This is a genomic window from Saccharopolyspora montiporae, from assembly GCF_015209505.1.
In the GTDB taxonomy this organism is placed as follows: domain Bacteria; phylum Actinomycetota; class Actinomycetes; order Mycobacteriales; family Pseudonocardiaceae; genus Saccharopolyspora; species Saccharopolyspora montiporae.
In genome coordinates this window covers 274286-299725 of sequence record NZ_JADEYC010000007.1, presented here as the reverse complement: position 1 = coordinate 299725, position 25440 = coordinate 274286, and the positions used below count along the sequence as shown (strand labels likewise).

The following is a 25440-nucleotide window of genomic DNA, read 5'->3' as shown; positions in this document are numbered from 1 at the left end:
CGAATGCCCGGAACAGTGCATTGAAACGTGTTCTACCTTGCAGTACTGTCCGAGAATATGGGACGTGTCGACGGCAAGGTCGCAATCATCACCGGTGGTTCCCGTGGAATGGGAGCCGCGCACGCGCGCTCGCTCGTCGCGGAGGGCGCGAAGGTGGTCATCGGGGACATCCTCGATGACGAGGGCAAAGCGCTCGCCGACGAACTGGGTTCTGCTGCGCGTTACGTGCCGCTGGATGTCACCGAACCCGACCAGTGGCAGCACGCGGTTTCCACTGCGGTTCAGGAATTCGGCCGGATCAACGTACTGGTCAACAACGCGGGCATCGTCAACGGCAGCGCCATCCAGAAGTTCGACCTGCAGCAGTGGCAGCGGATCCTGGACGTGAACCTCACCGGCAGCTTCCTGGGTATCCGGGCGGTCACCGACCCGATGATCGAGGCGGGCGGCGGGTCCATCATGAATGTGTCCTCGGTGGAGGGCCTGCGCGGCAGCCCGTGGGCGCACGGTTATGTGGCCACGAAGTGGGCGGTGCGCGGGCTGGCCAAATCGACCGCGCTCGAACTGGCGCAGCACAACATCCGGGTCAACTCGATCCATCCCGGCCTGATCCGCACCCCGATGACCGAGGGCATCCCGGACGACATGATCAAAGCCCCGCTGGGGCGGCCCGCCGATCCGGCCGAAGTGGCGACGTTCGTGCTCTTCCTGGCCAGCGACGAGTCCTCGTACGCAACGGGTTCCGAGTTCGTCGTGGACGGCGGTCTGGTCGCCGACGTCCCGCACAAGTGACCCGGTGCGCCGCGGCGCCGGTGGCCGGTGCCGCGGCGCCGCGCTACTTGGCGAAGCGTCTGCCGGTGACCAGCGGCATGTCCAGGGCGGTGCGAATACCGGCCGGTGCGGCGACGACGGCCGGAACCGCGTTGACGATGCGGCCCGCCGCGGCGACGATCGCGGCGTGGTTGTGGTCGCCCTGCACGCTGCTCGGGCAGATGTCGACCGCGTAGGACGGTTCGCCGGTGATCTCCACCCGGTATGAGCCACCGGCCTGCGCCGGCTGCGCCCAGTCCGGGCGCAGGTCCTCGCGCAACCGGGTCACGTGCTCCACGACGATCGCCGGCTCCCCGCCGACGATCCCGGTGATGGTGAACCGCACCGCGGCCGTGCCGCCCGCCGGGATGTGCCCCGCGGCCACCTCGAACGCCTCCGGGGCGGGCTCCCGCTCGCAGGACTCGGTGATCTCGTCGACCTCCATCCCGAGTCCCGCCGCCAACTGGCGGATCGCGGTGCCCCAGGCCGTGCTGAGCACACCGGGCTGGAACAGCATCGGGACTTCCTCGGTGGGTTGGCCGAAGCCCATCACGTCGAACATGACGGTCGCGCCGTCGTAGGTGGCGTAGTCGGCGATCTCGGTGCAGCGCACCTGTTCGATGTGCTGGCACGTGCTCGCGAACGCCAGCGGCACGAGGTCGTTGGCGAAACCGGGGTCGATCCCGGTGATGAACAAGCTCGCCGCGCCCCGCTCCGCGGCCTGCGCCACCGGTTCGATGAAGCGGTCCGGGAGCACGCCCCACGGGTACTGCAGCGAGACCGGGGCGGAACCGACGACGTCGATCCCGGCGTCCAGGATCCGTCGGCAGTCCTGCGCCGCTTCGGCGAGGCGCACGTCGCCCATGGCGCAGTACACGACGCAGTCCGGTGCGGTGGCCAGCACCGCGTCCAGATCGTCGGTCGCGAGCACACCGGTGGTCCGGTCCAAGCCGGCCAGTTCCCCGGCGTCCATGCCGATCTTCGCCGGGTTGGACACGCCGATCCCGGTGAGCTCGAAGTCCTCGGCGGTCAGGATCCCGGCCAGCGCGAGCTTTCCGACGTTGCCGGTTCCGATGTGTGCCACACGGATGCTCATGTGCACGTCCCCTCGCGCCGGTGTCGGTGGAAGTTCGGCGCATTCCCATTGTGGCCGGTTGTCCAGACGCGTGTCCATTGCAGGTTCGGTCGAGGGGAGAACCGGGCCGGGGGCTGGACGTGCGCGAGGCGGGCGACCACGGGGTCGCCCGCCTCGGCCTCGCTGCCATCGGGTGGCGGAATCGGTCTGTTACGACGGGAGGTCGTCGTCCAGGTGCGTCGCCGCGTTGTAGGCGGTCTCCAGCGGCGCCCAGCCGTTCTCCGTTTCCTGCGTCGGCTCGCCCTTCTCCCAGTACCGCAGCGAGAAGGCGCCTTCGCCGATGGTGCGCAGCCCGTCGTGCGTCACCGCGTCGGCGTCCTCGGGATCGTCCTGGTAGCCGAACTTCTTGTCAGCGCGGTTTCCCTCGTCGATGGCGGAGGTGTACGTGACGGTCTTGTCCTCCGCGGACCCGACGAGCGTCCAGTCGGTGCCGGCGGCCCAGTCCGCGTCGAGTCCGTTGCCGTCCGCGCGCAACCGCTTCATGAACCCGGAGTGCGGCCGCATCTGCTCCCACTGCCCGGCGTCGTGCTGGTCGGGGTCTGCGATGCCTTGGTGCGGCGTGCCCAGGGTGACCACGTTGTTCACCGGCAGCTTTCCGTCCGGGAAATCCGGTTCGGTCCACTCCTGCGCGGAACCGAGCAGCGCCACGCGGGTGACGAGCCCGCCCATCGAGTGCCCGACGATGTTGACCGGCCGGACCGAGCTGTAGTGGTCATCGACGTAGTGGGCCAGATCGGCCGCGACCTCCTGGATCGGGGTGTCGTTGTCCGAGGCCGGGAGGTCCACGTCGCAGTCGTCCGTGCCGCGGTACCCGACGGTCTTGACCGCCCCCACGTGCACCTGCTCCTGGAAGTGGTCCTTGGCGGCGTTGAGCGCCGAGCAGTCGCTGCCGAAACCGTGCACCAGCAGGATGTCCGCGGTCTTGTCGGGGATATCGGCCGCTGCGGCCGGAAGTCCGGCGAACGCCAGTGGTGCCGCTGCCGCGGCCGCCACCAGAGTCCGCATCCCCCAGAGAAATGCCATCGGGTGCTCCTTCATCAGCGGCCGGAGCCGCGGTGTCCACCGAGTCGCGCGGGGCGGATCGGGACGATGACCCGAATTCGCCCACATCGGCAGAAAGTAGCACCAGGGTCACGTGGTTTCCGGTGTTTCGGGCAACTGCACCCGTCCGGTGGACCCGGTTCGCCGCAGTGTCACCGACCCGTTCCGGCCATGTCGCGGGCCGCGAGGTAGCTGAACACCATGCTGGCGCCGATCGGGTTCCCGCCCGCCGGATACGTGGTCCCGCTGACCGCGGCCATCGAGTTGCCCGCGGCGTAGAGCCCGGGGATGGGCTGGTCCGCCGCGTCCAGCACCCGCGCACTGCCGTCGGTGCGCAGCCCGCCCTTGGTACCGAGGTCGGACAGGCCGAACGCCGCGGCGTGGTACGGCGCGCGCTCGATCGGCACCAGCGTCGACCCGCCTTCCTCGACGAAAGCCCGGTCGTAGGGCTCGTCTCCGCGGTGGAAGTCCTCGTCCGTGCCGGACGCCGCCATCCGGTTGAACCGGGCCACGGTCCGCTCCAACGCATCGGCCGGAACGCCGATCCGGCCGGCGAGCTCGGACAGGCTCCCGGCGCTGTGCCAGAGCCCTGCCGCCTCGTAGGCGCCCGGCTCGGCCAGCGGCACGCTCGCACTGCCCACCGGCGGGATCGCGCCGGTGCGGTCGTCGTAGATCATCCAGAACGGGGTGTGCAGGGTCCCCTCGTCGATCCCGGCCAGCACATCGCGGCCGATCCGGTCGTAGGGCCAGGATTCGTTGGTGAACCGCTCACCCAGCGCGTCGACGAAGATCCCACCGGAGAACAGCAGGGAGAACGTCGAGGTGCCGTCCGGGTGGGTCAGTCCCGGTGCCCACCAGGCCTGATCCATCAGGTCGGTGCTCGCCCCGGCCGCCAGCGCCGCCCGCAGCGCGAGCCCGGTGTTGCCCGGGCAGCCCATCGTGCCCGCCACGTCGCCGGGAACCCCCCACTGCTCCCGGAGCTCGGCGTTGCGCTCGAAACCGCCCGCGGCCAGCAGCACACCGCGCCGAGCGCGGATCCGGACCGGCTTCCCGCCGCGGGTCGTGCTCGCACCGACGACCGCACCGCCTTCCACGAGCAGGTCGGTGCACGGCGCCTCGCGGTGCAGGGTCGCGCCGGGCTGCTCGGACAGCGCGGTGAGCAGCCGGCCGATGAGTGCCTGGCCGCCGGCGAGCTTGTCCGGGGGCGGTTGCTCGCCGCGTTCCGCGTCCAGCGGAACCCGCAGCGCGTCGCGCAACGAGCCGAGCCGCTTCGCCGAGCACGGTTTCGGGACGATGTGCCTGCCCTGCGGACGGGCGTGCTTCTCCGAGCCGAAATAGTCCGGCCAGGGCAGGACCTGGAACTCCAGGTTCGAATCGGTTTCCAGGTAGTCGATCAGCGGCGCGCCGTTGTCCAGGAACGCGTCCTGCAGTTCGTGCGGGGTCCGCTCGCCGACGACGGAGCGGAAGTAGGCGCGAGCGACCTCGATCGTGTCGTCATCACCGGCGCGGCGCAGCACCGCGTTGCACGGGAACCACATGCCACCGCCGGAATAGGCGGTCGTGCCGCCGAACTGGTCGGTCGCCTCCAGCACGGTGACCGAAAGCCCTTCGCGCGCGGCGACGTAGGCGCCGGTGAGCGCACCACCGCCGGATCCGACCACCAGCACGTCACAGTACTCGTCCATGAGCGACCTCTTCGCCGAAAACGGGTGCCGGGGTTGGCGGCGTGCGCCGGTTCCGGTTTCCTGCTGGGTGTTTTCGGTAACGCACGCTACGGTCTGCCACGGGCGCGGGCCGGTGCGGTCCCGGTCAACGGGAGCCCTGCGGTACTACGGGCGCAGCGCCTCGGGTTCCGCGTCCGGCCGGGCGGAGCACGCGTAGCTGCGCGCCCAGCTGTAGTCGGCCTTGCCCGCCGGAGAGCGCACGATTCCCGTGCAGCGCAGGATCGTCTTCGGCAGCTTGTAGCGCGCGATGTGCTTGGCGCACTCGGCCAGCAGCTCCGCATCGCTGGTGGCGTCGGCCGGGTCGAGCTCGACGAGCGCGACGACCTCGTCGCCCCAGCGTTCCGACGGCCGGCCCACGACCACCACGTCCCGGACCTCGGGATGGGCGGCCACCGCGCGTTCCACTTCCTCGACGAAGATCTTCTCGCCCCCGGAATTGATGGTCAGCCCTTCCCGGCCGAGCAGCTCGATGCGCCCGTCGGCGCAGGCGATCGCACGATCACCGGGAACGCTGTACCGCCGGCCGCCGATGACCGGGAACGTGCGCGCCGTCTTGCCCTCGTCACCGAGGTAGCCCTGCGGAACGCGCCCCTTCGTCGCCAGCCAGCCCTGCCCGCCGCCCGGGGGCAGTTCGCGGGCGAGGTCGTCGGCCACGACGGTGGTGGTCGCGTCCGGCGTGAACACCGCGGTGTCGGCTTCGGCCGCGGCGGCCGAGGTGTGGTTCATCTGGATCCCGGTCTCCGAGGAGCCGACCGCGTCGAGCAGCAGCACGTGCGGCAACGCCTCCAGCAACCGGGTCCGCACCGCGGGGGAGAGCGGAGCACCACCGTTGTTGATGGCCGCCAGCCCGGACAGGTCGAACCGGCCGCCCTCCAGCGCGGCGAGCATCGGGCGGGCCATGGCATCACCGATGATCGGTATGCTGATCACGCCCTCTCGCGCGGTGGCCGCCAGCGCGTCCTCCCAGTCCAGCCGGGTGTTGTCCGCGGGCAGCACGAGCCTGCCGCCGGTGGTGACGACGTGGAACGTGGACCACTGCGCGGCACCGTGCATGAACGGCGCGGTCATCAGCAGCCGCATCCCGTCGCCGCCGTCACGCGCCGCCTCGGCGATCTGCTCGTAGGAGTCGAACGGCTGGTCGCTACCGAACGGAGTTCCGCCCATGGCGCGTACGAAGATGTCGTCCTGGTGCCACAGCACGGCTTTCGGCAGTCCGGTGGTACCGCCGGTGCAGATGATGTAGAGGTCGTCGCCGGCGGGCACCGGCATCGCCGTACCCGGCGGGGTGCGCACGGCCTCCTCGTAGTCGACGGCCCCGGGCAGCAGGTCGTTGCCGCTGTCGTCGGCGACCTGGATGAGCACCTCCAGCTGCGGTAACCGGGCACGCAGCTCGGCGACCTGCGGGGCGAACTCGGCGTGGTAGACCAGCGCGCGGACCTGCGTGTCGGACAGCAGGTGGTGCAGTTCCTCGTCTACGTAGCGGTAATTCACGTTCACCGGCACGGTGCGGGCGCGGTACCCGGCGATCATGCTCTCCAGGTATTCGTTGCCGTTGCGCAGGTACAGCCCGAGGTGGCTCTGGTGCGAGACGTGCCCGGCCAGGTCGCCGCGGTTGCCGTGGCAGGCCAGTCCACGCTGCACGAGGTGGCGGGCGAGCCCGTCGATGCGGGCGTTCATCTCGCGATAGCGCAGCCGGAGACCGCCCCACACGAAGACCTCGCGTTCCGGAACGGCGCGGGCGACGGTGTCGAAAACGGTGGACAGGTCGAACGTCGTGTTCGGAGCGGACATGGATCGCTTCCTTCCACTGTGCCGGCTGCGGTTCAGCGCGCGGGGGTGATCGGCAGCGAGCGGCGCGGCTGGAAGGTGAACCCGGCTCCGCTGCTGACCCGGGTCACCGCGACCTCGTCGAACTCCGGCGCTGCGGCCGGATTGCGCACCACCCGCGCGGTCCACGCGGAGGCGTCGCCGTCGACCCGGACGTCCAGGTGCGGGTCGACGGCGCGCACGACGGCCTGCAGCGGCGCCGGATCGTCCGGGCCGCAGAGCGTGATCCACGCCCCGTCCTCGTGCGCGGGGCCCGGGTCCACGTGCAGCGCGCTGTCGGTGACCTCGGCGGTGACGTACGCCGCGGGGTTCAGCAGCGGGTGCAGGGACAGCACGCGCAACGCCGCATCGGCGTCGGCGGGCAGCCGCAGGGCGCGGTGCAGGCGCTCGGCGGCGATGCCCGCGATGCCCAGCAGCTGCTTCGCGCAGATCTCGCGGGCCTGCTCCGGCCCGGTCCTGCGGTGCACGGCGTGCACGAAACCGAGGTTGAGCAGCTGCATCTGCAGCGACACCTCGTCGGCGATGCGCACCAGCGCCGAATGGGAGAACGCGGCGAAGTCGACGTCGCTGCGCAGCGGGCCCGTGTAGTCGCAGGCACCGTCCTGCGCCGGGTCGATCGCGCCGAGCTCGACGTCCGCCGCCCGGCTGCGCTGCAGCCGCAGGCAGCCTTCGGATTCGGTCACCGGCGGGTGCGCTTCGTCGATGATCACCGTCCAGGCGCAGTGCGGGTTCCGGTCGGCGGGCACGCGCGGCGGCCGGTGCACCGGCCGCACCTGGGCGCGCGGGTTCGTGGCCACCGCGGTGGCGTCGAACGTCGGGTCCTCGATGTCGTGGCACATGGCGCGCACGTAGCGCTCGCCCATCGGTTCCACGTCCATCAGCGCGCCGCAGTGGTCCAGGTGGAACTCGCCGTGCCACCGGTCGTGCACGGTGTAGCGGAAGTCCATGAACTGCGGGGGAGCGCCGATGTCCAGCTGCAGGCCCTTGAAGATGGTCAGGACGTCATCGCCCTCGTACTGCAGCGCGCGCTGCATCCGCCGGGTGTAGATGGGGCTGGCGGCCATCCACTCCTCGATGGCGATCCGGGTCATCTCTTCGCGGCCGAAGGCGGAGATGCACCAGGCCATCGCCGAGCGGTCGATGAGTTGTCCGGCCAGCAGCAGTTCCGGGACGAGAACGGCGAGCTGGTCGTGCTGCAGGGTGCCGTACCGAGATCGCACCGCGTCCTCCGATTTCCGGCGCCGCGCTGCGCGGCGCGGTGGTGGTGGGCTGTCGTCGGGGGGAACGGGGTCGCTCCGCGCCTGGGACCGCGGTGGATGCCGGTGCGGAGGCGTGAACATGTTGCGAATATTTGTCTGGACACGTGTCCATCGGACTCGGAGTTTGGCGGAAACCCGATCAGTTGTCCAGACCCCGGGGCCCGGGAAGTACTCCGGGAGGTCGTACGCTGCGAGCGTGCGCAGGAGCTGCATGCGCCCGTTGTTGTTGCCGACCGTTTCCTGGAGTAGTGTCCAGACGCGTGTCCGAGAATCTCGCGAACGAGTCCACCCGCCGCCGGTTGAACTCGCGCCAAGCCGACACCGTCCGCGGGCTGACCGAAGCCGCGGTGGAGGAGCTGCGGTCTGCGGGTTATTCCGGGATGACCGTGCGCAATGTGGCCTCCCGCGCGGGCGTCGCCCCGGCAACCGCCTACACGTACTTCTCCTCGAAGAACCATCTGATCGCCGAAGTGTTCTGGCGGCGGCTGCAGGCGCTCCCGCCCGTTGCCGATGAGCCCCGCGAGGTCCATGCCCGCGTCCGGGGAGTGCTCCGCGAAGTCGCGCTGCTCGTCGCCGATGAAGCGTCGCTCGCGCTGGCCTGCACCAACGCCATGCTCGGCGACGACCCGGATGTGCAACACCTGCGGGTACGCATCGGTATGGGCATCCGGGACCGGTTGTCGGCCGCGCTGGGCGACGACGGGGACGATGACGTGCTCAACGCGCTGGAGTTCGCCTGGATCGGCGCGATGGTGCACGCCGGGATGGGGTACACGACCTACGACCGGGTCGCCGAGCGGCTGACCAGCACTGCCGACCTCATATTGAGTCGACGTGGTTGAGAACCGGCCGGTCGACCTCGTGCGCCGCGCGGTCGGTCGGGGAGGGGTCAGAGCACCTCGATCCGGCTGATCTTCCATTCCGCACCGACCCGCTGTGCGGTGATGCCCAACTGTGCCGAACCGGAGCGCCGCTCGGGGCTTTCGGCGCGCACGCCCTGCTGGTCGACGAACAGCAGCAACTCGGCGCGATCATCCACCAGCCGCGTCACGCCCGCGGAACGCACCGTCGTGGCGAACTGCAGCCCCTGCTCGACCGCGACCCGCTCCACCTCCCCGAACAGCCCGTTGTACTGCTGCACCGCATCGCCGATCAACACCTGCTGAGCCTGCTCGCGGGTGGCGGCGGGGTCGGCATGGTTGTAGGAGAACGCTGTCCGGACCGCCGCGGAAGTCTGCTGCACGACGGCCTGCGTAGCCCGTCCGTCCACCAGCGCCTGGTTCTCGGAAGCGCCCGAGCGCAGACCGTGCGCGGCCACGCCGAACCCCGCGGCAGCTCCCGCGCACAGCACGCTGAGCACGCTGAGCAGCACGATCGAAGTGCGCTGCCCGGGAAGCTGTAGCCGAAACCGGGGTCGGAGCCCGCGAAGGTAGCGCAACCGGGCCGCGCCCGACCGGACTCCGACCGCCGAAGGGTCGGCATCCGTCGGCGGATCCGCGGAACCGGGAGACTCGGCATCCCGGTGGGTGTGCGCGGTCGCGCTTGCGGCCGACGGCTTCTCGGGCCGCTCGGGTTCACCTGCGCGGGTGTTCCGGGGACGGCCGGCGACGTGTCGCCGGCCGGATGGCTTCGTTGCCACGATTGCGTTCTCCTGCTTCCGGTCAGCTCGACACGCCCACCACGTGCACTCCGCTGAGCTTCCAGTCGGCGTCGACCTTGGTGAGCTCAGCCTGGATCCGACTGCGTTTGGTCACCGGCTCGCTCCCCTCGGCGCGCACCGTCACCTGCAATGCCGCCATCGCGGTCGCTTCCCCGGCATCGGGATCGATATCGGTGACCGCCGAATCCAGCACCTCGGCGGTGGTCGTGGTACCGGCTCGTTCCATCGCCGCGACGTTGTCCTCCCGGTTGCGGGCGACCTCCTCGGCCAACGGACCGGTCACCTGCTGCTGCCACCGGTCCAGGTCTTCGGCAGCACGCCGGTGATCGAGCGTGTTCATCTGCACGAGCCGGTGTCCGGCTTGGCGGAGCACCTCGTCGCGGGCATGGCCGGTGGCCAGGTCGGCATCGCCGAGCGCGCTCGCCCAGGATGTGGCGGCGAGACCGGCAGCGGTTGCCGACAGCACCGCGACGCCCGCCAGCAGCAGCACGGGCAGGCGCCGTCGCCGTGATTCCGGACCGCTGAGTCCGGTGTCCGATGTGGACACGTGATCTCCTGTTCGTCGTGCGCTTACTCGCCGAGTCCGAGCAGCTCTGCCATGTTCCGCGGATCCCGGCCGGGATCGACTCCGCTGATCGGCCCCGGCAGCCGGGCCTCACGCAGGCCCTGCAACTGCGGAGGCGGTGGTTCCGGCACGGCCTCTGGTTCCGGGCCGCGCGGCGCGTTCTGCGAACCGCGGACCCCGGTTTCGCTGTCCGGCGGTTCCGCGCAGTGCGCGTCGAAGTTCGTCGGCGCCGGGGTGAGGTCGTTCGCCGGCCGACGCGGGGTACCTTCGTACCCCTCGGTGCAGGAAACCGGATCACCGTAGTTGAACACGAAAGCCTGGTGCCCGGTGTCTTCGTCATCGGTCATGCCCGGTGTGAACGCGGTCATCACCGGCAGTTCCACGAGCATCTGCTCGATCGCGTCGGTGCGGCTCGACGTGATCTGCGTTGTGGTCAGCAGGTTCGCGGTGAGCACGCCCAGCTCCGACCCGGAGTTGTGCAGCAGCTGGTCCACGTGCTCGGCGGTTTCGGGTGCCTGGGCCAGCAGGCCGCGCACCGCCGGGTCGGAGTCGGAGAGCTCACCGGCGACCTCGTTGACCGAGCTGCTGAATCGGCGGATCTGATCGGCATCCTGCTGCTGCGTCTCCAGCACGGTACGACCCTGCGCGAGCAGCGATTTCGTCTGCGGCAGGTTGTCGGTGGCCTCCTGGGTCAGCGAATGCGCGCTGTCCAGCATCGTCTGCAGGTGCGGCCCGACGCCCCGGAAGGCGGCGTCCCCCTCATCCAGCACGGTACGCAGCGAATCCTGCGGGATACTGGAGGCCAGGCCGTCGAGACTGGTCAGCAGCTGCTCCGGCGGCGGCGGCAGTCGTGGCTGGTGGTGGCGCAATTCGGCGCCATCGGCCAGGTACGGCGGCCCACCATCGCGCGGCTCAAGATCCAGGAACTGCTCGCCGATGGCCGACCGGTTGGCCACGACCACATCGGTGGCCGCCGGGATCGGCGGCGCGCTGTCCTCGATGCGCACCTGAGCTCGGACCCCCGTCTCAGTGAGTTGGATGTCCTGGACACGACCCACCGCCACGCCGCGGTAGGTGACCTCGGCGTTGGGGAAGATCCCGCCGGATTCCGGTAACGGCACCACGATCGAATAGCCGTTTCCCCCGAACAACCGGTCCAGCCCGGCGTAGTTGCCGCCCACGTAGACCACCCCTGTGGCGGCGATGACCACGAAGAGGACGAGCTGCAGTCGCATCCAGCGGGTGATCATCAGGAACCTCCGAACGGGTCCAGCAGCCCACCGGCGTCCCGCTCCGGCGGTTCGGGGCGCGGTGGTGCAGGGTCACCGGGATTGCCGTGCAGTGGCAGCGGGAGATCCGGCTCACCCGGAGATTCCGCGTTCGGTTCGGACTCCTCGCCCGCTCCGTCGTCGGGTGGCGGGGTTCCCGGAGGCGGTTGGTTGGTGAGCATGTTTTCCACGATCGTGCTCAGATCGAGGTCGATCGTGAGATCGGCGTTGAAGTAGTCGCCGCGCAGCGTGTTCACCGCCGCCGGCGGGAACGGGTAGGTGACGAAGAACTCCATCGCGCGCGGCAGGTTCTCCCCGGTCTCCTGCAGCTTCTGCAGGGTGGGTCCGAGCGCCCGCAGATTGGCGAGCATGTCCTCCTTGCTGCGGTCGACGGTGTCCACCGCCAACCCGGAGAGTCGGTCGAGCTGGGCGAGCATCGCCACGAGCTGGTCGCGCTGCTCGTTGACCACCTGAAGTCCCGGTTGCAGATCGCGCAGGCCCTCGTCGAGCTTGTCGCGTTGCGCGTTGAACTCGCCGGAAAGCCGGTCGAGGGAGTCGATGGCACGGGTGATGTCGCCGCGCTGGCCGTCCAACCGGGCAGTGAGGTGCTCCACATGGGCCAGCAGGGAGCGCAGTTCCGCTTCGTTGCCGGACATCGCCGAGTTGAGTTCGGTGACGATCGTGTTCAGCTGATCGACGTTGCCGCCGTTGAGCAGCGCCGACAACGCCCCCAGCACTTCCTCGATCTGGGTGTTGCGGTTGGTGCTCTCCACGCCGATCACCGCGTTGTCCGCAAGCTCGCCGCGAGGTGGTTCCGCAACGGGTTCCGCCAGCTCCACGAACTTCTCACCGAGCAGGCTGGATTGGCGTAGCCGCGCCTCGGCGTTTTCCGGCAGCCGGACCTGATCGGCGACCAGCAAGGTGACCACAGCCGTGCGCCCGTCCCGGGCCAGGCCGATGTTGTCCACCCGGCCGGCGGCGACGTCGTTGACCTTGACGCTGGACTGCGGCACCAGGTCGAGCACATCGGTGAAGTGCACGATCACCCGGTCTGGCTGCTCGCCCAGGTCCGCCCCGCCCGGGAGCGGAACATCGTAGAGACCGCCCGAACCGCACCCGCTCAGCGTCACGCCGGCGACCAGCGCCAGGACAGGAACCCGTCTGCGCGCTCTCATCGCGGACCATCCCCGAGCTCCTCGTCGCGGCGCTGCTGCTCCACGGCATCCAGCAGTGGTAGCGGCATACCGGACTCGTCGGACGGGTCGGACTCGTCGGGCTGAGCGGGCTGCGCGTTCGACTTGATGATGTCGTGCGGCGGGGGCACGCCGAGGCCATCGTCGATCGCCGGGCCCAGGTCTTTGCAGATGTCGGTCAGCGCCGGGGGGATCTCCTTCGGCGTGGCTCGTTCGATCAGCAGGCACACCATCGTGACCGGGGGATAGGTGAACTCGTTGAGGTTCAGCCGCACCGCCACCGTTCCGGACGCCGCATCGTAGGAGTTGATGTAGTTCGACGCCGCCAACGGGGCCACGTCGATGATCTCCGCGATCGCGGCGCGCTGATCGACCAGGCCCTTGGTGGTTTCGCTGAGCTTGTTCACGTTCGATTCCAGAAGCCCCCGGTTCTCGCCGACGAAGCGGTTGACCTCGTCCAGCGAACCGGACATCGTCTCCAGCGCCGTCCCGAGCTGTTCCTTGTCGTCGGCCAGGCTGCCGGCGACATCGGCGAACCGGCCGTGGAACTCGTGGATCTGGTCGTCGCTGCGCGCCAGTGCCGCGGTGAACTCGTCGAGGTTGCGGACGGTGCCGAACAGGTCGCCCTGCGAGTTCTGCATTGTTTCCGCTGCCTCGCCGAGGTCGCGGATCGTCTCGTTGAGCGGTTTGCCGTTGCCCCGAAGATTGGCCGCACCGGTGTCCAGCACGTCGGAGACCGCGCCGCGTTCGTTGGCGCCGTTCGGTCCCAGCGCCGTGGCCAGGTCGTCGGCGCTGCGGTACAGATCGTCGATCTCCACCGGCGTCGAGGTCCTCTCCAGCGGGAACTCACTGCCGGTGGGCAGTTCAGGTCCGCCGGTGTACGCGGGGGTCAGCTGCACGTAGCGGTCGCTGACCAGGCTCGGTGCCACCACGACCGCGCTCGCGTCCGCCGGGATACGGACACCGGAATCCAGGGAAAGCTCGGTGCGCACCACTTCGCCCGCGGGCTGGACGTCGTCCACCGTGCCCACCTCGACGCCGAGCACCCGCACCTTCGAACCCGGGTGCACGCCGATCGCCTTCGGGAACACCGCGGTATAGGTGGCCCGGGACGCACTCGCGGTCCACCAGACCGCACCGGAGACCACCACCGCGGCGGTGGTCAGCAGGGCGACGGCCAGCAGCAGCCTGCGCCTGTTCCGCCGGATCATGATCCACCTCCGGTGTCCGGGTTCGGCGGTACGCATCCCTCGGGGTTGACGGTGAGCAGCTCGTTCAGCAGCGGCGGCGGGATGATTCCGCACAGGTAGCCGTCGAACCACCGACCGTTGCCGATCGTGTTGTTGAACACGCGGATGAACGGCGCCATCTCGCGAATGCCCTGCGAGATGTTGTCCTGCTGGCGCTGCAGCAGCGAGGACACCTGGTCCAACTCCTGCAACGCGGGACGCAGCTGCTCCTGGTTGTCGCCGACGACACCGCGCAACTGGTTGCCCAGATCCTCGGTCCCGCGCAGCAGCCGGTGGATGGCTTCGTCGCGGATCTGCAGTTCGGCCAGCAGCTGGTTGCCGTCGGCGAACAGCTTTTGCACCTGCTCGCTGCGCTCGGCTGCGATGCCGCTGAACTGCCGGGTGTTGGCCAGCAGCGCCGCGAACTCCTCGTCCCGCGAGGAGATCGTCTCGGATAACCGGGACAAGCCGTCGATCGTGCCCTGCACGTGCTCCGGGGTGTTGCGGAAGGTGTCCGAGATGACCTCGAAACTCCGCGCAAGCTGGTCCGAATCGATGTCGTCGGCCGTGCGGGAGAGCTCGTGCAGGGCATCGGTGACGTCGAACGGCGACCGGGTGCGGTCCAGCCCGATCGGTGCGTCCGGATCCTGTTCCCCGCGCCCTTCCGGAGTCAGCGCCAGGTACTTGTCGCCCAGCAGCGTTTTGATCTCGATGGAAGCGCCGGTGCGTTCGCCCAGCCACGAGCCGTCCGTGCTGAACTGAACATCCACCCGGTCGCCGCGCAACGACACGTCGGAGACCTCGCCGACCTTGACCCCGGCGATTCGCACGTCGTCGTCGGCGGCGATCCCGGCCGACTCGCGGAAAACCGCTGTGTAGCGGTTGCCGCTGAACAGGTCCTCGGCGAAGAACGCCACGTAGGTCCCTGCCAGCAATATGACCAGGAAGATTGCGCCGATCGCGGCCTGGTTGCGTTCCCGGAGTGGTCTCATCGGGTGCACCTCTCCGGCAGTTCGGAGGTCGGGAGCGGCACGATCGGGAGTTCGACACCGATCGAGTCGATGGAGATGTCCCCGCGCATCTGGCAGGAGTAGTAGTTGAACCATCCCGCGTAGCTGGCGGTGCGCGTCACCGACCCGATCCGCTCCGGGAACCCGCTGAGGAACCGATCGAGTTGCGGTTCACGGGCGTTGAAGTTCTCCGCCAACGCGTCCAGTTCGCGGATGTCCTTCTGCAGCGGCGGCCGGGCTTCTCGAAGCAGTCCGGACGTGCGCTCGGTCAGATCGGCCAACGACCCGGTGGCTTCGCCGATCGGCTCCCGCTGCTCGGCCAGCCCGGTGACGAGCTGCTGCATCTCGTCGATGAGCCCGGCCAGTTCCGGGCTGCGCGCGTTCGCGGTGTCCAGCACTCCGTTGAGGTTGGTGACGACGCGCCCGATGACTTCGTCCTTGTCGGCGACGGTGGAGGTCAGCGATGCGGTGTGCGCCAGCAGGCTCTCCACGGTCCCACCTTCGCCCTGCAGGACCTGGATGATCTGGTGCGAGAGCTCGTTGACCTCGTCGGGATCCAGCGCGCGGAACAGGGGTTTGAACCCGTTGAACAGCGCGGTGAGGTTCAGCGCCGGGCTGGTGCGCTCCAGCGGGATCGTCGAACCCGGTGGGAGGGAGTTGCGCACATCTCCCGAGCCCACGTCCAAAGCGATGTACCGCTGTCCGATCAGGTTTCGGTACTTCACCGCCGCGGTCGTCGTCGTCGGCAGCGGACGGTTTCCGTCGATGGTGAACCGAACCTCGGCGACCTTGCGGTCGGCCACCTCGATCGTATCGACGGTCCCGATTCGAACCCCCGCCATTCGGATCTCGTCACCGGGGTTGAGCCCGGTCGCATCCGAGAACCGGGCGCTGAACTCCGCGTCATTGGTGAAAGTCCGGTTGGCGATCGTGGTGGCCAGCACCCCGGTGAGCAGGACGGTCACCACCGCGAAGATCAGGAATTTGACCAGCTGCGGCAGGTAGCTTCTCACTCCAGGACCACCTCCGTTCCGCGGAAGACCGGGGCCAGCAACAGGGATCCCCATTCGGGCACGTCATCGGGGCGACGTTCGGTGGCGTGCGCGGACAGCGCGGTCACCAGCCGGCGCTCTTCGTCGGACCCGGCGACTAGTGGTACCCCGTTCGACGCGCCGGACGTGGTGTCTCCGGCGGAGGCGGGCGCCGTCGCTGCGCCGGTGAAGTTCTGCGGCGCGAACGTGTCCATACCCCATTCCTTGTCCACTGCAGGAGGTTTCGAAGTGCCGTCCTCGACGGGACCGCCGGGCGGGTACTGCGGAAACAGGTTCTCCGGAGACGCCTTGTCGTAGCAGCGCGGACCGCGCTTGTCGTCGTAGGAAGGCGTGTCCTTGCCGGGTTCGTACTTGCCGCGACTCTGGGTGAATTCGATGGTCAACCGGGCCACGTGCGGGTTCTCCTGTCCCTGGCCCATCGTCCGGTTCCCGGGTTCGATCTGATCGGCCATCTGCTTGATCATGCAGGGATACTGGGGCGCGTAGTCCCTGAGCAGTTCCACGGTCGGCCGGGACGTGGCGACCAGGTTCACCATGTTCTCCTGGTTGATCTCCAGGAATTCGCTGAGGTTGGCCGATGCCCCGCCGAGGTTGTGCACCAGAGCGGACACCTGCGTGCGTTCGTCGACGAGGGTCCTGCTCGTGGTGGACAGGTCCGACATGGCCTCGATGAGGTCGGGGCCGGCGTCGCTGTAGGCGTCGGCCACCACGGAAAGTGCCCGGGTGTTGGCCTCCACATCGGGCAACGCCGGGTTGATCTCGGACAGGTACTCGTTCAGTTTCACCGCGGTGTCACCCAGTTGCTCACCACGGCCGTCCAATGCCTGGGAAAGCGAGGTCAGTGTCGACGAGACCTTGTGTGGCTGCAGGGTCTGCAGCAGGGGCATCAGATGATTGAGCGCCTCTTCGATCTCGATCGCCGAACTGCTGCGGTCCTGCCCGATCACCGTCCCTTCGGTGAGTGTCTCGTCCGGCGGGCCAGGTGGCGCTTCCAGCGACACGTAACGTTCGCCGAACAGCGTCTTGGGCAGCAGACGAGCGGTGACCGAAGCCGGGACCTGGTCCAGTTTCGCCGGGTCCATCGCCAGGTTGAGCTCGGCGGCATCGCCCCGAGCGCGAACCGCGTCCACTTCGCCGACCACGACACCGCGCAGCTTGACGTCAGCACCTTCACGCAGCTGGTTGCCGACGTTGTCGGTGCGCAGCAGCACAGGTTCCTGATCGGTGAACGCCTTGCGGTACGCGGCGATGCTGGCCGTGATGAACAGGGCGCACACCAGGAGGAAGACCAACCCCAGCACCTGGAAGCTGACCTGGGTCCGACTGAACACGCTCATCGGTGCTCCGTTCGGTGGTTGTGCCGGCCTCTCCGGTGACGGATGTGTCGGCGCGGTGCGGTGGGAAGTCCACGCGCGTCGCGGTGGTGGATCGGCATCCGATCACCCCGCGATCCGCACGGTGGTCGTGGATCCCCAGATCGCCAAGCTCAGGAAGAAGTCGATGGCGACCTGCAACACGATGGCCGTGCGCACGGCGCGGCCGACCGCGACGCCCACGCCGGCCGGACCACCGCGGGCGGTGTAGCCGTAGTAGCAGTGCGACATGATCACCACCGAGCTGAACACCAGCACTTTCAAGAACGACCAGAGGACGTCCTCCGGGGGTAGGAAAAGGTGGAAGTAGTGGTCGTAGGTGCCTGCGGACTGCCCGTAGAACAGCACCGTGACTTGACGGGAGGCCAGGTACGAGCTGAGCAGGCCGACCACGTACAGCGGGACGACGGCGACGCAACCGGCCACCACGCGGGTCGTGACGAGGTAGGGGATGCTGCGGATGCCCATCGTTTCCAACGCGTCGACCTCGTCGGAGATGCGCATCGCGCCGAGTTGCGCGGTGAAACCGCATCCGACGGTGGCCGACAGCGCGAGACCCGCTGCGAGCGGGGCGACCTCGCGGGTATTGAAGTAGGCGGCGATGAACCCGGTCAACGCCGAGGTGCCCATCTGGTTGAGCGCCGCGTAGCTCTGCAGGCCCACGACCGTGCCGGTGAAGAAGGCCATGCCGGTCATCACGCCGAGTGTTCCGGCGATGATCGCCATCGCCCCGGAACCGAACGTCACCTCGGTGAGCAGCCGCAGGATCTCCCGCGGGTACTGCACCAGGGTGCGCGGGACCGAGATGAGCACGCGCAGGTGGAAGAACAGCTGGCGGCCGAGGCCTTCCAGCTGCAGGAAGGGGATCGCTGCGGTGCGCAGCGCGCGTTGCGCCTCAGCGGACCGCTCCGGGGTGCCGGTCGTCATCGGATCACATCCCCTTCTGCGGGACGAGCTGCAGGTAGAGGCCGGTGATCACGACGTTGACCAGGAACAGCAGCAGGAACGTCACCACGACGGCCTGATTGACCGCGTCCCCGACCCCTTTCGGTCCGGGTGCGGGGTTCATGCCCCGGTACGCGGCCACGATTCCGGCGAGGAACCCGTAGAGCACGGCTTTGAGCTCGCTGACCCACAGGTCCGGCAGTTGGGCCAGCGCGTTGAAGCTGGCCAGGTACGCCCCCGGGGTGCCGCCCTGCAGCACCACGTTGAAGAAGTATCCGCCGAGCACACCGACGACGCTGACCAAGCCGTTGAGCAGCACCGCGACCACGACGGCGGCCAGCACGCGGGGAACGACGATGCGGTGGATCGGGGAGACCCCCAGCACGACCATCGCGTCGATCTCCTCGCGGATGGTGCGCGCCCCGATGTCGGCGCACACGGCCGACCCTCCCGCTCCGGCGACCAGCAGTGCGGTGATGAGCGGGCTTGCCTGCTGGATGATCGCCAACGCGCCGGCAGCGCCGGTGAACGACTGGGCCCCGATCTGCTGGGTGAGCGAACCGAGGTGCAGCGAGATGACCGCACCGAACGGGATGGCGACCAGCGCGGTGGGCAGGATCGTCACCGCCGAGAAGAACCAGCACTGCTGGAAGAATTCGCGGTGCTGGAAGGGGCGCCGGGGTATGCCGCGCAGCACCTCCCAGGCTAAGGTGGCGATCCGACCGATGTGGTGCAACGCGGCACGGCCGGGAAAGCTCACCGGTGCACCTCGGGTGCTCATAACCGTACCGCTGTCCGACGAAGTCCACGATGGACCACGGAAAGCCCGGTGCGATCGGGAGAATCGCACTCGTGCTGTCGGTGCGGGGGCAGGGCAGCCCGGACAGCGGGTCCGGTGTGGTGGCGAGTTGTTCGCACGGCTCCTCCGTTCGCGGCGCACCGCTGCAGGACGGATCGAGGAGCGGGCGCGCGGTAGAACCGGTTGCAGTTCAGGATGGCGTGGTGGGGCGAGCCCGCCCATGGCGGGATCGGATTTCCGGGATCTCTCGGGGATGGGCGGAGCCGGTATCGTCGCTGGTCGATGGCGTCGTTCCTCGGCGGATCCGACGGTGTTCGGACGTGCCGGTAGCCGGTTCGCACCAACGACCTTGTGTGCTTATGTGACGCAGGCTACTGTCTGAACAGCTGTCCATCAAGTCATCGGGTAGCGCGGGGAGGCCGGAGCCGAGCGACCGCCCGGAACTCCGGGCGGTCGACCGAGTGCGGTCACCGTCGGTGCGAAACACCGGTTCCTCGACATACTTCGAGTGCGAACACCGGTCCCACGAGGGGGCGTACAGCATGACCGAACAGCCGAGCCGATCCGACATCCATCTCGTCAGCGGTGACTTCTGGGGGCGTGATCCGCAGGAAGAGCTGACGTGGATGCGCCACCACGCCCCGGTCTACTGGGACGAGAACAGCGGGTTGTGGGGAATCAGCAAACACCGCGACGTGCAGTACATCTCGAAGCGGCCGGACCCGTTCTCCAGCGCCCAGGGCATGCGTCCGGACGCGGACGCGATGCCGATGATGATCGATACGGACGATCCGCAGCACGTGGCGCGGCGCAAGCTCGTCAGCCAGGGGTTCACCCCGCGCCGCGTGGCTACCCAAGAGGACCGGATCCGCGAGATCTCCGACGCCATCTTGGACAACGTCTGCGAACGCGGCGAATGCGACTTCGTCTGGGACATCGCGGCACGATTACCGCTGATCGTGATCGCGGACGCGCTCGGATTCGACCCCGAGGACTGGGACCGCCTCCTGGGCTGGTCGGATGACATGCTGCGCGGTCTGGTCGGCATCGCCGATGACGAGCGTCTGGTACTCGCCACCGAGGCGTTCGAGGGGTATAGCGCCTACATCTCCGAGGTCATCGAACGTCGGAGGGCGGAGCCTCGTGATGACCTGGTCGGGGTGCTCGTGCGCGCCGAGGTGGACGGGGACAGCCTCGATCGGGATTCGTTGATCTACGAGTCGTTGCTCCTGCTCATCGGTGGGGACGAGACCACGCGCCATGTGATCTCGGGTGGTGCCTACCAGTTGTTCAACCATCCGGAGCAGTACCGGAAACTCGTGCAGGACCCTGCGAAGATCCCGGTCGCGGTGGAAGAGATGTTGCGTTGGGTCAGTCCGATCAAGAACATGGCGCGGACCGTGACCCGCGATGTGGAGGTCGGTGGCCGGCTGCTGCGCGAGGGTGACAAGCTGCTGCTGTTGTACCCTTCGGCGAACCGCGATGAGGACGTGTTCGAGGATCCGTTCCGCTTCGACATCGAACGGAGCCCCAACGATCACCTCGCCTTCGGTGTCGGGTCCCACTTCTGCATGGGGAACAGCCTGGCACGGCTCGAACTGCGGGTGATGTTCGAGCAACTGCTGCAGCGGATCCCGGATCTTGCGCTGTCCGGGACCGAGGAGCCGGAACGGCGACCGGCGAACTTCGTGTCCGGCTACGAGTCGATGCCGGTGACGTTCACCCCCCAGCCGAAGCGGGAACCCGCCGTGCGGTGATGTCCCGCCGAAACGCCGCCGCACCGGGTGTGCCCCGGTGCGGCGGTGGTCGCGCGGTGCGCCGGCGGGGTCTCGGTCCCGGTTGGCACGCCGCGGTCGGGTATCGCGGTCGTGCGCGCGATCAGGCGCGTTCGTCGTCGCTGATGGCCTTCTCGGCGACCATGTTGAACTTGGTGCCGAGCGGCCAACCGACGTAATGGGTCAAAAACAGCGCGATCTCCCGGAGCTGTTCGGCGTCGACCTCCCCGTTGCCCAGGGCCGAGCGAACCTGGATATCGGCGACGTCGTCGAGACCTTGGGCGGTGAGCGCGCCGAGGAGCAGCAGGCGGCGGTCGCGCAGGCTGAGTCCGGGCCGGGACCAGATCTCGGCGAAGAGGTGATCGACCGTGGTGGCGAAGAAGTCGCCGGGTCCGTCCTGCACGTCCCATCCGTAGACCTGGCGCATGGTGTCGAGTCCGTGTTCCCGGCGAGAATTCATCCTGGTCTCCTGAGCTCGGCGTTATGTCGGAAATCGTGGGGTGACCGCGTTCGTGGGGATCGCGTTCCGGAATCAGGTGCGGGCCACGGGTTCGGGGTGTCGCCATGCGCGGGTACGCGCGGAAGGTGGTGCACCGGCGCGGATCCGGCATCTGTGTGTCGGCACAGCTCTGCGGTGAGCCGCTTCTCGGGCACGACGGCTCCTCTGGGCCGCGCCTCGGACGGCCAGCCGGCCGCCCCGTGGTCAGCCGAGTGGTTCGGCACGCGGCGCGGATCCTGATCGCCCGGCCGAGATAGCGCCGGGTCCGGGCATCCTCACCGTATTCGCCGGTCGATCGAACTGTCCAGAACGTGTTCCAGGCGCTCGCGAGTACGCCCGCTGTTGTCCCCGAAGCGATCGCTATAGTACTGTCTAGACAGCTGTCCGGAAACGGGAGGTCATGTCTTCCGTTCGCAGGTGGGCCGCACTGGCTTCCCGGGCGGGCCACGGGCCGTGCCGCCGAGTGCCCTCGAACTTCCCACGGAGTGATCCATGACGACGAACACCGGATCCACGCCTCTGGCGTTCAGTCCGTACGACTACGTGTTCCACGAGGATCCCTACCCGACCTACGCGCGGCTGCGCACCGAAGCTCCGGTGTTCCACAACGCTGAGCACGGTTTCTGGGCGCTGTCGCGCTATGACGACGTGGCTGCGGCGATCCGGGACAGCCAACGGCTCTCCAGCGCGAACGGTGTGTCGCTCGACCCGGCGGCGTACGGTCCGCACGCGCATCGCACCATGTCGTTCCTGGCCATGGACAACCCCCGGCACAACCGGATGCGATCCCTGGTGGGCAAGGGATTCACCCCGCGCCGGGTCAATCGCTTGGAACCGCGGATCGCGGAGCTGACCCGGCAACACCTCGACGCGGCGTTGCACGACGACGAGTTCGACTTCATCTCCGCCTTCGCGGGCAAACTGCCGATGGATGTGATCTCCGAGCTGATGGGTGTGCCATCGGCGGATCGGGACGCGTTGCGCCACTTGGCGGACAGCGTCGTACATCGGGACGAAGGAGTGTACGACGTCCCCGAGGAAGCCATGAGTGCCTCCCTGGAGCTCGTGCAGTACTACGCCGACATGCTCGCCGAGCGCCGGCGCAACCCGGCCGACGACCTGACCTCGGCGCTGCTGGAGGCCGAGATCGACGGCGATCGCCTCGACGACGAGGAAATCATCGGCTTCCTGTTCCTCATGGTGGTCGCCGGTAACGAGACCACGACCAAGCTCCTCGGCAATTGCGCGTACTGGGGGTGGCGCAATCCGGATGAGTTGGCCAAGGTGCTGGGCGATGTCGAACGCGTGCCGGACTGGGTGGAGGAGACGCTGCGCTACGACAACTCCACCCAGATGCTGGCCCGCACGGCCACCGAAGATCTCGAATACTACGGCCGGACGGTCCCGGCGGGGGACTGCGTGCTGCTCTTGGTCGGTTCCGCGAACCGCGACGAGAACGCCTTCCCGGAGCCGGACCGGTTCGACATCGACCGGGACACCTCCTCGCAGATCGTCAGCTTCGGCGCGGGGACGCACTTCTGCCTCGGTGCCCACCTCGCACGGCTGGAGGCGCGCATCGCGCTCACCGAACTGGTCAACAGGGTGGCGGATTTCGACCTCGACGTGGCGCGCGCCAGCCGGGTTCACTCGTCGAACGTCCGCGGTTTCGCTGAACTGCCGATGAGTGTCCGGCGCCGCTGATACCGACGATCGACGAACCAGAGGAGGCGAGCATGAGCGTGCAGGAGCCGACACGGGTGTCCGGTGCCAGTGGTGAGCACGGGCATCTGGAGGAGTTGCGAACCGATCCCATCGGGTTGTTCGAGCGGGTCCGCCAGGAGTGCGGGGATGTGGGGAGTTTCCAACTCGCCGACCGCCGAGTGGTCCTGCTGTCCGGGGCCGAGGCCAACGAGTTCTTCTTCCGGTCCACCGATGAGGAGCTCGACCAGGGCGAGGCGTACCCGTTCATGAAGCCGATCTTCGGGGAAGGCGTGGTCTTCGACGCCTCGCCGGAGCGCCGCAAGGAGATGCTGCACAACCAGGCGCTGCGCGGCGAGCACATGAAGGGCCACGCCGCGACCATCGCCGAGGAGGTCGAGCGCATGCTTGCCGACTGGGGCGAGGAAGGTGAGATCGACCTGCTCGACTGGTTCGCCGAGCTCACCATCTACACCTCGTCGTCGTGCCTGATCGGCAAGAAGTTCCGCGAGGAGCTCGATCACCGGTTCGCCGAGTACTACCACGAACTGGAACGCGGTACCGATGCGCTGTCGTTCGTCGATGCCTATGCGCCGATCGAGAGCTTTCGCCGTCGGGACGAGGCGCGGGCCGCGTTGGTCGACATGGTCCAGGGGATCATGGCGGGTCGACGTGCCGGGCCGAAACCCGCCAAGGAAGACCGGGACATGCTCGACGTCCTCATGTCGGTCAAGGACGACGACGGCGAGCCGCGGTTCTCGGCCGATGAGATCACCGGCATGTTCATCTCGATGATGTTCGCCGGGCACCACACGAGTTCCGGGACCGCTGCGTGGACGCTGATCGAGCTGCTTCGCCACCCGGAGATGATGGACACCGTGGTCAAGGAGCTCGACGCGGGTCAGGCAGCCGGTGGGGAGGTCAGCTTCCGCGCGCTGCGGGAGATCCCGAACCTGGAGTCGTCGATCAAGGAGACGCTCCGGCTGCACCCGCCGCTGATCCTGCTGCTGCGCGTGGCCAAGGACGACTTCGAGGTGAACGGACACCGAATCCACCAGGGCGATTTGGTGGGGGCTACCCCTGCGGTGTCCAACCGGCTGCCGGAGGATTTCCCGGCTCCGGACTCCTTCCAACCGCAGCGCTACGCCGAACCGAGGCAGGAGGACCTGGTCAACCGGTGGACGTGGATCCCGTTCGGCGCGGGCCGGCACCGGTGCGTCGGGGCGAACTTCGCGATGATCCAGCTCAAGGCGATTTTCGCCGTGCTGCTGCGCGAGTACGAGTTCGAGTTGGCTCAGCCGGAGGATAGCTACCGCAACGACCACAGCAAGATGGTGGTGCAGCTGGCCCGCCCCTGCACCGTGCGTTACCGGCGGAGGAAGCGATGAGGATCGAGGTCGACGACGACCTGTGCCAGGGGCACGCGATGTGCGAGCTGGAGGCACCGGAGGTGTTCCACGTGCCCAAGCGCGGCACGGTCGAGGTCCTCGCGGAGCAGCCCGCTCCGGAACAGCACCCGGATGTGCGGCGTGCCGTGGCGTCCTGTCCGACGCAGGCGCTGCGGTTGGTGGAGTGACCGGGCGCGGTCCCGCTGGGTGGTCCGAGCCCAGATCAGAGAGCGGCCTGCTTGCTAGGGTCCGCGCGCCGCGGGTCCGCGCCGGTCGCGGGAGCCACCCGCACCGAACACGTCCCGGAGAGAGGTCATCCGTTGCGCCACGGAATCACGTTGTTCGCCAGCGATCGCGGGATCACCCCGGCGGAGGCGGCGAAAGCCGCCGAGGAGTCCGGATTCGATACCTTCTACGTGCCCGAGCACACGCACATCCCGGTCAAGCGGGAAGCCGCGCATCCCGGAACGGGAGGTGCGGAACTGCCCGATGATCGGTACCTGCGCACCCTCGATCCCTGGGTGGGACTCGGGACGGCCGCTGCGGTCACCTCCCGCATCCGATTGGCGACCGCGGTCGCCCTGCCCGTGGAGTCGGACCCGATCACGCTGGCCAAGTCCATCGCCACCCTGGACCACCTGTCCGGCGGGCGAGTGGCGATCGGCGCCGGGTTCGGCTGGAACACCGATGAATTGGCCGATCACGGCATTCCCGGGAAGCGGCGTCGTACGGCGCTGCGTGAATACGTCGAGGCGATGCGCGCGCTGTGGACGCAGGAAACCGCCTCCTACGAGGGCGAATTCGTCCGGTTCGGCCCGTCCTGGGCGTACCCGAAACCCGTGCAGCAGCACCTGCCGTTGCTGATCGGCGCCGGTGCCGGGCCGAAGACGTTCGCGTGGATCGCCGCGCACGCCGACGGGTGGATGACCACCCCGGGGGAGCAGGACGTGGCGGGCAACGCGGATCGGCTGCGCAAGGCGTGGCAGGAGGCGGGCCGTTCCGGTGAGCCGGATATCCGCGTGCTCGCCGCCGCCAAACCCGATCCGGAGATGCTGTCGGCGTGGGAGGCGGCCGGGGTTTCCGAAGCGATTTGGGGTGTGCCGGACAGGTCGGCCGCGGAGGTCGTCGCGGCGATCGGGCGGCACGCGCAACGGCTCGGCATCGGGTGATCCCTTGTGCGGCGCAGGCCG

General features: G+C 68.5%; 23 protein-coding genes. 7 read left to right on the top strand and 16 right to left on the bottom strand.

The window, feature by feature from the left end:
- The first annotated feature begins 57 nt into the window (after nt 1–57).
- Complete coding sequence (locus IQ251_RS05065; RefSeq protein ID WP_193927248.1) at nt 58–792, top strand: glucose 1-dehydrogenase; 735 nt, start codon at nt 58–60, stop codon at nt 790–792.
- Between the two features lie 43 nt (nt 793–835).
- Here IQ251_RS05065 and IQ251_RS05060 read toward each other — a convergent pair whose 3' ends face one another.
- The 5 genes from IQ251_RS05060 to IQ251_RS05040 all read right to left on the bottom strand — a co-directional run bounded on the left by IQ251_RS05060 (nt 836) and on the right by IQ251_RS05040 (nt 7757).
- Nucleotides 836–1906 (bottom strand): NAD(P)H-dependent amine dehydrogenase family protein, encoded by a 1071-nt coding sequence (locus IQ251_RS05060; protein WP_193927247.1) that lies wholly within the window; start codon nt 1904–1906, stop codon nt 836–838.
- Nucleotides 1907–2095: 189 nt separating this feature from the next.
- Entirely contained in the window at nt 2096–2968 is an 873-nt protein-coding gene (locus tag IQ251_RS05055) for an esterase/lipase family protein (RefSeq protein ID WP_193927246.1), read from the bottom strand.
- 170 nt (nt 2969–3138) lie between these two features.
- The gene (locus tag IQ251_RS05050; RefSeq protein ID WP_193927245.1) at nt 3139–4671 is read right to left on the bottom strand and encodes an FAD-binding protein; all 1533 of its coding nucleotides are present in this window, start codon (nt 4669–4671) and stop codon (nt 3139–3141) included.
- A 144-nt stretch (nt 4672–4815) separates the two neighbouring features.
- Nucleotides 4816–6501 carry an acyl-CoA synthetase gene (locus IQ251_RS05045; RefSeq protein ID WP_193927244.1) on the bottom strand — a complete coding sequence of 562 codons (1686 nt, stop codon included), beginning with the start codon at nt 6499–6501 and terminating at the stop codon, nt 4816–4818.
- 32 nt (nt 6502–6533) lie between these two features.
- The gene (locus IQ251_RS05040) at nt 6534–7757 is read right to left on the bottom strand and encodes a hypothetical protein (protein ID WP_193927243.1); all 1224 of its coding nucleotides are present in this window, start codon (nt 7755–7757) and stop codon (nt 6534–6536) included.
- A 299-nt stretch (nt 7758–8056) separates the two neighbouring features.
- Between IQ251_RS05040 and IQ251_RS05035 the strand changes: the two genes are divergently transcribed.
- A complete protein-coding gene (locus IQ251_RS05035) occupies nt 8057–8638 on the top strand; it encodes a TetR/AcrR family transcriptional regulator (RefSeq protein WP_193927242.1) in 582 nt (193 codons plus the stop codon).
- A gap of 47 nt (nt 8639–8685) precedes the next feature.
- Here the strand turns inward: IQ251_RS05035 and IQ251_RS05030 are convergent, their stop codons facing one another.
- From IQ251_RS05030 to IQ251_RS04985, 10 genes are all read right to left on the bottom strand, one after another.
- Nucleotides 8686–9168, bottom strand: a complete 483-nt coding sequence (locus IQ251_RS05030) for a hypothetical protein (protein WP_193927241.1) — start codon at nt 9166–9168, stop codon at nt 8686–8688.
- Nucleotides 9169–9457: 289 nt separating this feature from the next.
- A complete protein-coding gene (locus IQ251_RS05025) occupies nt 9458–10003 on the bottom strand; it encodes a hypothetical protein (RefSeq protein WP_193927240.1) in 546 nt (181 codons plus the stop codon).
- A 23-nt stretch (nt 10004–10026) separates the two neighbouring features.
- The gene (locus IQ251_RS05020; protein WP_193927239.1) at nt 10027–11271 is read right to left on the bottom strand and encodes an MlaD family protein; all 1245 of its coding nucleotides are present in this window, start codon (nt 11269–11271) and stop codon (nt 10027–10029) included.
- Nucleotides 11271–12464, bottom strand: a complete 1194-nt coding sequence (locus IQ251_RS05015) for an MCE family protein (protein ID WP_228046107.1) — start codon at nt 12462–12464, stop codon at nt 11271–11273. Before IQ251_RS05015 ends, IQ251_RS05020 begins: the two co-directional genes overlap by 1 nt.
- Nucleotides 12461–13693, bottom strand: a complete 1233-nt coding sequence (locus IQ251_RS05010; protein ID WP_193927238.1) for an MCE family protein — start codon at nt 13691–13693, stop codon at nt 12461–12463. The genes IQ251_RS05015 and IQ251_RS05010 overlap by 4 nt, the downstream gene beginning before the upstream one ends.
- Nucleotides 13690–14703 carry an MCE family protein gene (locus IQ251_RS05005; protein WP_193927237.1) on the bottom strand — a complete coding sequence of 338 codons (1014 nt, stop codon included), beginning with the start codon at nt 14701–14703 and terminating at the stop codon, nt 13690–13692. The genes IQ251_RS05010 and IQ251_RS05005 overlap by 4 nt, the downstream gene beginning before the upstream one ends.
- Nucleotides 14700–15734 (bottom strand): MCE family protein, encoded by a 1035-nt coding sequence (locus tag IQ251_RS05000; protein WP_193927236.1) that lies wholly within the window; start codon nt 15732–15734, stop codon nt 14700–14702. Before IQ251_RS05000 ends, IQ251_RS05005 begins: the two co-directional genes overlap by 4 nt.
- On the bottom strand, nt 15731–17110 hold the full coding sequence (locus IQ251_RS04995; RefSeq protein ID WP_193927235.1) for an MCE family protein: 1380 nt from the start codon (nt 17108–17110) through the stop codon (nt 15731–15733). Before IQ251_RS04995 ends, IQ251_RS05000 begins: the two co-directional genes overlap by 4 nt.
- 102 nt (nt 17111–17212) lie before the next feature.
- Nucleotides 17213–18073: an MlaE family ABC transporter permease gene (locus IQ251_RS04990; protein WP_193927234.1), complete on the bottom strand. Its 861-nt coding sequence runs from the start codon at nt 18071–18073 to the stop codon at nt 17213–17215.
- Between the two features lie 4 nt (nt 18074–18077).
- A complete protein-coding gene (locus IQ251_RS04985) occupies nt 18078–18872 on the bottom strand; it encodes an MlaE family ABC transporter permease (RefSeq protein WP_193927233.1) in 795 nt (264 codons plus the stop codon).
- A 560-nt stretch (nt 18873–19432) separates the two neighbouring features.
- Here IQ251_RS04985 and IQ251_RS04980 point away from each other — a divergent pair.
- On the top strand, nt 19433–20647 hold the full coding sequence (locus IQ251_RS04980; RefSeq protein ID WP_193927232.1) for a cytochrome P450: 1215 nt from the start codon (nt 19433–19435) through the stop codon (nt 20645–20647).
- A 121-nt stretch (nt 20648–20768) separates the two neighbouring features.
- Here IQ251_RS04980 and IQ251_RS04975 read toward each other — a convergent pair whose 3' ends face one another.
- Nucleotides 20769–21125: a carboxymuconolactone decarboxylase family protein gene (locus IQ251_RS04975; protein ID WP_193927231.1), complete on the bottom strand. Its 357-nt coding sequence runs from the start codon at nt 21123–21125 to the stop codon at nt 20769–20771.
- Between the two features lie 531 nt (nt 21126–21656).
- Here IQ251_RS04975 and IQ251_RS04970 point away from each other — a divergent pair.
- The 4 genes from IQ251_RS04970 (at nt 21657) to IQ251_RS04955 (ending at nt 25419) form a co-directional block, all read left to right on the top strand.
- A complete protein-coding gene (locus tag IQ251_RS04970) occupies nt 21657–22865 on the top strand; it encodes a cytochrome P450 (protein ID WP_193927230.1) in 1209 nt (402 codons plus the stop codon).
- 32 nt (nt 22866–22897) lie between these two features.
- Nucleotides 22898–24250, top strand: a complete 1353-nt coding sequence (cyp51, locus tag IQ251_RS04965) for a lanosterol 14-alpha demethylase (protein ID WP_193927229.1) — start codon at nt 22898–22900, stop codon at nt 24248–24250.
- The gene (locus IQ251_RS04960; RefSeq protein WP_193927228.1) at nt 24247–24438 is read left to right on the top strand and encodes a ferredoxin; all 192 of its coding nucleotides are present in this window, start codon (nt 24247–24249) and stop codon (nt 24436–24438) included. Before cyp51 ends, IQ251_RS04960 begins: the two co-directional genes overlap by 4 nt.
- Nucleotides 24439–24570: 132 nt before the next feature.
- Entirely contained in the window at nt 24571–25419 is an 849-nt protein-coding gene (locus tag IQ251_RS04955) for an LLM class F420-dependent oxidoreductase (protein WP_193927227.1), read from the top strand.
- Nucleotides 25420–25440 lie beyond the last annotated feature (21 nt).

Bases quoted from the DNA above. Each gene is read 5' to 3' on its own strand.
- IQ251_RS05060 (WP_193927247.1), bottom strand. From the start codon at position 1,906: ATGAGCATCCGTGTGGCACACATCGGAACCGGCAACGTCGGAAAGCTC.
- IQ251_RS04985 (WP_193927233.1), bottom strand. From the start codon at position 18,872: ATGAGCACCCGAGGTGCACCGGTGAGCTTTCCCGGCCGTGCCGCGTTG.
- IQ251_RS04970 (WP_193927230.1), top strand. From the start codon at position 21,657: ATGACGACGAACACCGGATCCACGCCTCTGGCGTTCAGTCCGTACGAC.
- IQ251_RS05055 (WP_193927246.1), bottom strand. From the start codon at position 2,968: ATGGCATTTCTCTGGGGGATGCGGACTCTGGTGGCGGCCGCGGCAGCG.
- IQ251_RS04975 (WP_193927231.1), bottom strand. From the start codon at position 21,125: ATGAATTCTCGCCGGGAACACGGACTCGACACCATGCGCCAGGTCTAC.
- IQ251_RS05065 (WP_193927248.1), top strand. From the start codon at position 58: ATGGGACGTGTCGACGGCAAGGTCGCAATCATCACCGGTGGTTCCCGT.
- IQ251_RS04990 (WP_193927234.1), bottom strand. From the start codon at position 18,073: ATGACGACCGGCACCCCGGAGCGGTCCGCTGAGGCGCAACGCGCGCTG.
- IQ251_RS05045 (WP_193927244.1), bottom strand. From the start codon at position 6,501: ATGTCCGCTCCGAACACGACGTTCGACCTGTCCACCGTTTTCGACACC.
- IQ251_RS04980 (WP_193927232.1), top strand. From the start codon at position 19,433: ATGACCGAACAGCCGAGCCGATCCGACATCCATCTCGTCAGCGGTGAC.
- IQ251_RS05005 (WP_193927237.1), bottom strand. From the start codon at position 14,703: ATGAGACCACTCCGGGAACGCAACCAGGCCGCGATCGGCGCAATCTTC.
- IQ251_RS04960 (WP_193927228.1), top strand. From the start codon at position 24,247: ATGAGGATCGAGGTCGACGACGACCTGTGCCAGGGGCACGCGATGTGC.
- IQ251_RS05050 (WP_193927245.1), bottom strand. From the start codon at position 4,671: ATGGACGAGTACTGTGACGTGCTGGTGGTCGGATCCGGCGGTGGTGCG.
- IQ251_RS04995 (WP_193927235.1), bottom strand. From the start codon at position 17,110: ATGAGCGTGTTCAGTCGGACCCAGGTCAGCTTCCAGGTGCTGGGGTTG.
- IQ251_RS05020 (WP_193927239.1), bottom strand. From the start codon at position 11,271: ATGATCACCCGCTGGATGCGACTGCAGCTCGTCCTCTTCGTGGTCATC.
- cyp51 (WP_193927229.1), top strand. From the start codon at position 22,898: ATGAGCGTGCAGGAGCCGACACGGGTGTCCGGTGCCAGTGGTGAGCAC.
- IQ251_RS05010 (WP_193927238.1), bottom strand. From the start codon at position 13,693: ATGATCCGGCGGAACAGGCGCAGGCTGCTGCTGGCCGTCGCCCTGCTG.
- IQ251_RS05015 (WP_228046107.1), bottom strand. From the start codon at position 12,464: ATGAGAGCGCGCAGACGGGTTCCTGTCCTGGCGCTGGTCGCCGGCGTG.